The 7,316-nt window shown below is 62.1% G+C and carries 6 protein-coding genes; 2 read left to right on the forward strand and 4 right to left on the reverse strand.

Going from position 1 to position 7,316, the window contains the following annotated elements:
* Nucleotides 1–254: 254 nt before the first annotated feature.
* Nucleotides 255–1,565 carry a replication-associated recombination protein A gene (locus EAY64_RS13620; protein WP_103525292.1) on the reverse strand — a complete coding sequence of 437 codons (1,311 nt, stop codon included), beginning with the start codon at nt 1,563–1,565 and terminating at the stop codon, nt 255–257.
* An 83-nt stretch (nt 1,566–1,648) separates the two neighbouring features.
* Between EAY64_RS13620 and EAY64_RS13625 the strand changes: the two genes are divergently transcribed.
* Entirely contained in the window at nt 1,649–2,566 is a 918-nt protein-coding gene (locus EAY64_RS13625; protein WP_103525293.1) for an alpha/beta hydrolase, read from the forward strand.
* 33 nt (nt 2,567–2,599) lie between these two features.
* On the opposite strand, the gene lolA is transcribed toward EAY64_RS13625, so the two are convergent.
* The 3 genes from lolA to EAY64_RS13640 form a co-directional block, all read right to left on the reverse strand.
* Nucleotides 2,600–3,208, reverse strand: coding sequence for an outer membrane lipoprotein periplasmic chaperone LolA (gene lolA, locus EAY64_RS13630; RefSeq protein ID WP_103525294.1), 609 nt, complete (start codon nt 3,206–3,208; stop codon nt 2,600–2,602).
* Nucleotides 3,209–3,322: 114 nt separating this feature from the next.
* Complete coding sequence (locus EAY64_RS13635; protein WP_147456229.1) at nt 3,323–4,333, reverse strand: hypothetical protein; 1,011 nt, start codon at nt 4,331–4,333, stop codon at nt 3,323–3,325.
* A 95-nt stretch (nt 4,334–4,428) separates the two neighbouring features.
* Complete coding sequence (locus EAY64_RS13640; protein WP_103525302.1) at nt 4,429–6,024, reverse strand: NAD+ synthase; 1,596 nt, start codon at nt 6,022–6,024, stop codon at nt 4,429–4,431.
* A 72-nt stretch (nt 6,025–6,096) separates the two neighbouring features.
* On the opposite strand from EAY64_RS13640, the gene EAY64_RS13645 reads away from it, so the two are divergent.
* Nucleotides 6,097–7,227 (forward strand): GNAT family N-acetyltransferase, encoded by a 1,131-nt coding sequence (locus EAY64_RS13645; RefSeq protein WP_226034165.1) that lies wholly within the window; start codon nt 6,097–6,099, stop codon nt 7,225–7,227.
* Nucleotides 7,228–7,316 lie beyond the last annotated feature (89 nt).

Here is a 7,316-nt window from a genome sequence, read left to right on the forward strand (position 1 = left end):
CCCCTTACTGAATCCTGCATGCGGAGGGGAGCAACCGCGGTTGCTGCTGCACTGTCTGCCTGTGGCTTGCAGCAGCAACTTGTTCTGTAAAGCGCAAGTGTAACGGCAAGCGGCTGGCTTTGTCCTGCCCCTTGCTGGCAAAAACAGCATTATAAGCAATGCTGGCGGGCTTGTAGATGTTGGCAGGCGACGTCCTGGGCAGTTGTGGCCGACGCAGCTCTGGCATGGATCAGCCCTTGGCTGCTGTGCCAGCTTTATTTCTTGCCAGCCTCTTCATCCCACTTCTTCAGCTGAGCAAGCTTGTCACCGATCTTGATTTCCAGCCCGCGCGCTACTGGCTGATACCAGCCAGGCTCGGGCATATCGTCCGGCAGATAGCTTTCGCCGGCGGCGTAGGCATTGGGTTCGTCATGGGCATAGCGGTATTCGTGGCCATAGCCCAGCTCTTTCATCAGCTTGGTGGGAGCATTGCGCAGGTGCACCGGCACCGGGCGGCTCTTGTCCTGCTTCACGAAGGCGCGGGCCTGGTTGTAAGCCATGTAGCCGGCATTGCTCTTGGCCGCCACCGCCAGGTAAATGGCGGCCTGCGCCAGTGCCAGTTCGCCTTCCGGGCTACCCAGCCGTTCGTAGGTGGTGGCGGCATCATTGCAGATCTGCATGGCGCGCGGGTCGGCCAGGCCGATGTCTTCCCAGGCCATGCGCACCAGGCGGCGGGCCAGATAGCGCGGGTCGGCGCCGCCATCCAGCATGCGGGTGAGCCAGTACAGTGCGGCATCCGGGTTGGAGCCGCGTACTGATTTGTGCAGGGCGGAAATCTGGTCGTAGAAGGCATCGCCGCCTTTGTCGAAGCGGCGGGCGTTGACGCTGAGCACCTCGGCCAGAAAGTCCTGGGTGATCTGGCCGGTTTTACGCGCCAGCGCGGCGGTGCGGGTTTGCTCCAGCAGATTGAGAAAGCGCCGTGCATCGCCATCGGCATAGCCGGTGAGGGCGGCGATGGCTTGTTCGTCAAATTCCAGCCCGTCCAGTGCGCCCTTGTCGCAGGCGCGGCGGAACAGCTGTTGCAGCTCGGCTTCGTCCAGGCTGTTCAGCACATAGACCTGGGCGCGCGACAGCAGGGCGGAGTTCACCTCGAACGAGGGGTTTTCCGTGGTAGCACCAATAAAGGTGAGCAGGCCGGATTCGACAAAGGGCAAAAAGGCATCCTGCTGGCTTTTGTTGAAGCGGTGCACCTCGTCGACAAACAGGATGGTATGGCGGCCGGAGCGTTGCAGCGCAGCATGGGCTTGTTCCACTGCGTCACGGATGTCTTTGACCCCGGAGAATACTGCGGACAGCGGGATGAATTCGGCATCGAAACTGCCGGCCAGGATGCGTGCCAGCGTGGTTTTGCCCACGCCGGGCGGGCCCCACAGAATCATCGAATGCAAGGTGCCGGACTCCACCGCCAGCCGCAGCGGCTTGCCGGGGCCGATCAGGTGCTGCTGGCCGATGACCTCGTCGAGCGTGGCCGGACGCAGTGCTTCAGCCAGCGGTTTTTTCGCTTCCTGGGCAAACAGATCATTCATGGCGGCTAATACGGCTGGAGAAACGGCCTGCTAGTATATCAGCTGTGCTGCGGCCTCCGCAGTGTCTGGCAAAGGGAGTGGAGATGAAACCGCGGATGGCTTGGCTATTGCTGGCCTTGGCACTACCGGCGGCGGGAGGGCCATTGCGCGACTGGCTGCAGCAAGGTGCGGCCAGCCACGATGCGCTGGGCGAAGATGAGGCTGTCAGCAAACTTGGCTTGCCGCCCGGGGTGCGCCGCTTGGCCGACCTGTCTTATGGCCGTGATGTGCGCCAGCGGCTGGATGTCTACCTGCCGGCTAAGGCCGGACATGATCGCCCCTTGCTGGTGATGGTGCATGGCGGGGCGTGGCGGCTGGGCAGCAAGCAGGCGGCTAGTATGGTGGATAACAAGCTGGCACGCTGGTCGCCTGCCGGAGTGGTGCTGGTGTCGCTGGATTACCGCCTGCTGCCGCAGGCCGCGGTGGAGCAGCAGGCGGATGATGTGGCCAGTGCGCTGGCCTGGGTGCAGGCGCATGCCGCGGAGTGGGGGGCAAACAAGCGGCAGCTGGTGTTGATGGGGCATTCCGCCGGTGCACATCTGGTGGGCTTGCTGAGTACCGATCAGGCTTTGCGCCAGCGCCATGGCGTACAGCCCTGGCTGGCCACGGTGCTGCTGGATAGTGCGGCGCTGGAGGTGACTGCCATCATGCGCGCACCGCACCTGCCCTTGTACGACAGGGCTTTCGGGGATGATGCGGCGCGCTGGGCGGCTTTGTCACCCACGCGGCTACTGACTGTCGACACCCCGCCCTTGCTGGCCGTGTGTTCTTCACGCCGGGCAGAATCCTGCTCCCAGGCGCTGGGGCTGGCGGACCAGGGGCGGCAGCTGGGAGTGACGGTGCAGGTGTTGCCGCAGGACCTGAGCCATGGCCAGATCAATCAGCAACTGGGCCTGCCGGGTGACTATACCTGGCAGGTAGAACGGTTCTTGCAGCAGGCTGGCTGGGTGGTGGCGCCATAAGACAGGGCAGTCGCCGCCGTGGTCGGCCCGGACTCAGTCTCCGCTGACCACATCCACGCCCTTGGGGGCGGTGAAGCTGAAGTGGCTGGCTGCCAGTGCCGGGTTCTTCTGCTGGGCGCTGAAGCGGATGCGGGTGTTGTTGCCAAAGCTGTCGGTCAGCTCCATTTCCACCAGCATCTTGTTGCTGAAGCCCATACGGATGGCGTTAAAGGTGTTGTCGGCTTTTTTCGGGCTGGCGCTCAGCCATTCCACATCCCCCTGTTTGCCGGCTTCTTTCAATACATAGTCACGCTCGATGGCATTGTTGCCGGCCAGCAGTGCCGCCGGGCTGGAGCCCAGTGCGCCGTCCAGATTCTTGCGGGTGACCTGGGCCAGGTCTTTGTCGTAGATCCACAGCGTTTTGCCATCGCCGACGATCAGCTGCTCGTAGGGCTTGTTATAGCTCCAGCGGAATTTGCCGGGGCGGGAGATTTCCAGGGTGCCGCTGGCTTCTTCGTGCTTGTTTTTCGAGCTGACCAGCTGGTTGAAGCTGGCCGACAGGGTTTTGGTATCGCTGACAAAGGCCTTGAGCTGAGCGATGGCGCTGGCGTGGGCGGGTACGCTCAGCAGGGTGGCCAGTAAGGCCAGGGCGATTTTTTTCATGGGAATCCTTGATACAGGCCGCCGGGGCTTGCTTGAGTGCGGTGCAGCACAGTGTGACAGCAAGTGGGGCGGCCGGTTCGCCACATCCTGTTAAGGAGTGTGGCGCAGTGCTTGCTATTCCAGCCCTTTCAGCCATTGTGGCTTGGGCAGCTTGTCGTAGTCGATGATGCTGGCTGCTGCCGGCTGGTATACAAACACCGGCTTGCCATGATTGCTGTAGCGTAGCTTGATGTAAGCCTGGCCTCGCAATTGCGGAGTGTTCAGCTCCACGCTCTGGTTGACGCCCAGCAACTGGCCACGGCGGTTGGCATACAGGTGTGATACCGATTTGCTCAGCGGCTGTTCGGCGGTCTTGCTCTGGGTGAGTTCGCGTACCAGTTGCAGCAGTTGTTCGGCTTGTTTGCCGTCTTGCGGGCGACCATCGTGTTCGGCTTGCTGGGTGACCACCTTGGCCAGACCGTCCAGCACGTGCAACAGCACCTGGTTCTCCTGCTGCGGACTCATGGCAATGCGCAGCTGATAGCTGGCGCCCAGCTCTTTGGCAGTGGCATCCAGGGTTTCCAGCGCAAATGCCTGCGGCGCAACCTTGCCATAGCCTTCGTCCACCAGTCCCGGCAGGGCTTGCAGCATGGCGTCTACCGGTATCTTGCCGGCGATGTCTGCTGGCAGCTGGAAGCGGACAAAGCGTGGCTGCTCGCTGTGCAGCTCCGGTACGAACAAGTCAAAGGCCGAGGGGTCGACCAGCAGCGAGAAATCCTGCAGGTTCAGCTCCAGCGGCAGGGTGACGCTGGCTTGCAGATTGCGCCGTTCAAAGCGAAAGGCCGGGATCAGCTCCATGCGCTTGCCGGCCTGATCGATTGCACCACTCACCGTCACCTTGGTGGAACGGGCGACTTCATCAATGGTGTAGCGCAGTTGCGGCTTGGCATCATCTTCGCTACTGCCGTGCAGGGTGCTGAAGCCCATCTCGCCAGTGAAGTTGTAGCTGGCGTGTTGCAGGTTTTCGCGCAGTACCAGGCGGGTGGCCTGATCAGCCGGTTTGCCGGCCAGCGGGCTGGCGCAGCCGCCGAGCAGGGCAAGGGCGGTGAGGAGGGGCAGGGTGGCCAGGGCGGGGCGGAGTTTCATGGAGCTTTCCGGAAATGACAATAGAATGTCGCGCAGCTTGGCATGGCTGACGATGGCAGGCAAGCAGGCCCGGCAGGCCTGCTTGCCTAATCGGCTTAGCTGAACTTGTTGGTGATGGGGTAGCGCCAGTCCTTGCCAAAGCCACGCTGGGTGACGCGCGGGCCAACCGGTGCCTGGCGGCGCTTGTATTCGTTGATCTTCAGCAGGCGCACCACCTTGCGCACATCGGCTTCGGCAAAACCGTCAGCGATGATTTCTTCTGCCGACAGGTTTTCCTCCACGTAGCGTGCCATGATGGCGTCCAGCACCTCGTAGGGCGGCAAGCTGTCCTGGTCTTTCTGGTCCGGGCGCAGTTCGGCCGATGGCGGACGGGTGATGATGCGTTCCGGAATGACTTCGCCCTGGGTATTGCGCCAGCGGCACAGGGCGAACACCAGGGTCTTGGCCACGTCTTTCAGTACGGCAAAGCCGCCAGCCATGTCACCGTACAGTGTGCAGTAGCCGGTGGTCATTTCCGACTTGTTGCCGGTGGTCAGCACCAGCTTGCCGCTCTTGTTGGACAGCGCCATCAGCAAGGTGCCGCGAATGCGCGCCTGCAGGTTTTCTTCGGTGGTGTCTTCGGCCAGGCCGTTGAAATTGGCCGCCAGCGCATTCATGAAGCTTTCGTACATCGGCCAGATTTCGATTTCGTCATACTTCACGCCCAGCCGGCCTATCATGTCGCGCGAGTCGATCACCGAGATGTCGGCGGTATAGCGCGAGGGCATCATCACCGCGTGCACTTTGTCCGCTCCCAGCGCATCCACCGCCACCGCCAGCGTCAGTGCGGAATCGATACCACCGGACAAGCCCAGCAGCACGCCGGGGAAGCCGTTCTTGGTGATGTAGTCGCGCACGCCTACCACCAGCGCCTGGTAGACGCTTTCCAGCTCGCCCGGCAGCGCGGCCTTGGCCGGTGCGGCTTGCAGGTCGCCGGCGCTGAAGTCGATCAGCAACAGTTCGTCGCCATAGGCGCGAGCCTGCGCCACCACCTCGCCCGCCTTGTTGGTGGCAAAGGATGCGCCGTCGAACACCAGCTCGTCCTGACCGCCCACCAGATTGACATAGGCAAAGGGCAGGCCGGTTTCCTCGGTACGGTAGCGCACCACCTCGTGACGGGTTTCGATCTTGTTGCGGTGGAAGGGCGAGGCATTCAGCACCAGCACCACATCGGCACCGGCGTCGGCGGCTTCGGCAGCCGGATCAACCGACCACACATCCTCGCAGATCAGCACGCCCACCTTGTGCTCGCCTTGCTGGAACACCAGCGGCATGGCGCCGGGGGTAAAGTAGCGGCATTCGTCGAAGACCTCGTCATTGGGCAGCAGCATCTTGTGATACTGGCCCAGCCGGTTACCATCGCGCAGTACCGTAGCCGCGTTGAAACGCTCCTGCCCCAGCTTGACCGGATGGCCGATCACCAGCGTAATGCCATCCAGCTCCAGCAACTGGTCCATGGCGGCAGAGCAGGCGCGATAGAAGCTGTCGCGCAGCAACAGGTCTTCCGGGCTATAGCCGGTAAGCGCCAGCTCCGGCGTCACCAGAATATCGGCACCCTGCGCCATGGCAGCCTGGGCCAGATCGAGAATTTTTCGGGTATTGCCGGCGATATCGCCAACAATCGGGTTGAACTGAGCGAGCGCAATACGCATGTTGAACATAACCATGGGTTTGGATAGCGGGATTTTACCTGAAGAATGCCGGCTTGCCCGAAAGGAAACCGTGTGAATCTGCAACTGCTTGATAGCCTGCACCAGTTGGAAGGCCAGCGCTGGGACGAACTGGCCCGGCCCGCCGGCCTGTTCATGCAAAGACACTGGCTTAGCGCACTGCAAGACAGCGGCTGCGCCAGTGCGGCCAGCGGCTGGCAGCCACTACCGCTGCAACTGCAGCAGGATGGCCGCCTGCAAGCGCTGGCTCCCGCCTGGCTGAAAAGCCATTCGCGTGGCGAATACGTGTTCGACTGGGCCTGGGCCGAAGCCTGGCAGCGCGCCGGCCTGGATTACTACCCCAAGCTCTTGCTGGCCTCGCCCTTTACCCCGGTAAGCGGGCCGCGCCTGCTGGGCGATGCTGCCGGGCAACGGCTGCTCATCCAGGGGCTGCAGCAAGTTGTCGCCGACTATCGCCTGTCCTCCGCCCATGTGCTGTTTCCCGCTGCCGAGGAACTGGCGCTGCTGCAGGAGGCTGGCTGGCTGCTACGCCATGGCGTGCAGTTTCACTGGCTCAATCAGGGCTACGCTGATTTCGATGCTTTCCTGGCGCAGTTGTCGCAGAGCAAGCGCAAGAAAATCCGTCAGGAAAGACGCAAGGTGCGCGATGCCGGCATCAGTGTGCAGGTATTGGCAGGTGAGGAAATCAGCGAGGCCGACTGGGCATTCTTCGAACGCTGCTACCGGCAGACCTATCTGGAACACCGCTCGCCACCTTATCTCAACCTGGATTTCTTCCAGCGGGTAGGGCACAGCCTCAGCCAGCATTGCCTGCTGTTCATCGCCCGGCGCGATGGACAAGCCATTGCCGCCAGCTGGTGCCTGCAAGACGGCAACACCCTGTATGGCCGCTACTGGGGCGCGCTGGAATCGGTTGACTGCCTGCATTTCGAGCTGTGCTATTACAGTGGCATCGAATACGCCATCCGCCATGGCCTGCAATGCTTTGAGGGCGGCGCACAGGGCGAACACAAACTGGCACGCGGCTTTACTCCGGTGCAGACCAGCTCGGCCCACTGGATCGCCGATGCGCGTTTTCGCACCGCAATAGCCAGCTGGCTGGCCCGTGAACGCGAAGCCATCGGCGACTACCAGCAACAGCTTTTTTTACATAGCGCCTACAAAACCCCTTGCACTACGCAATAAGGGCTTATATACTGCGCAGCCTCTGAGGCCAAAACGCTGTAAAGCAGGCTTCAGCAGCCATCTGGAGAGGTGGATGAGTGGTTTAAGTC

The sequence above is a fragment of the Aquitalea palustris genome (assembly GCF_003693445.1).
Taxonomy (GTDB): Bacteria; Pseudomonadota; Gammaproteobacteria; order Burkholderiales; family Chromobacteriaceae; genus Aquitalea; species Aquitalea palustris.

Coding starts and splice junctions, on each gene's coding strand:
- EAY64_RS13620 (WP_103525292.1), bottom strand. CDS start 1,565: ATGAATGATCTGTTTGCCCAGGAAGCGAAAAAACCGCTGGCTGAAGCA.
- EAY64_RS13625 (WP_103525293.1), top strand. CDS start 1,649: ATGAAACCGCGGATGGCTTGGCTATTGCTGGCCTTGGCACTACCGGCG.
- lolA (WP_103525294.1), bottom strand. CDS start 3,208: ATGAAAAAAATCGCCCTGGCCTTACTGGCCACCCTGCTGAGCGTACCC.
- EAY64_RS13635 (WP_147456229.1), bottom strand. CDS start 4,333: ATGAAACTCCGCCCCGCCCTGGCCACCCTGCCCCTCCTCACCGCCCTT.
- EAY64_RS13640 (WP_103525302.1), bottom strand. CDS start 6,024: ATGCGTATTGCGCTCGCTCAGTTCAACCCGATTGTTGGCGATATCGCC.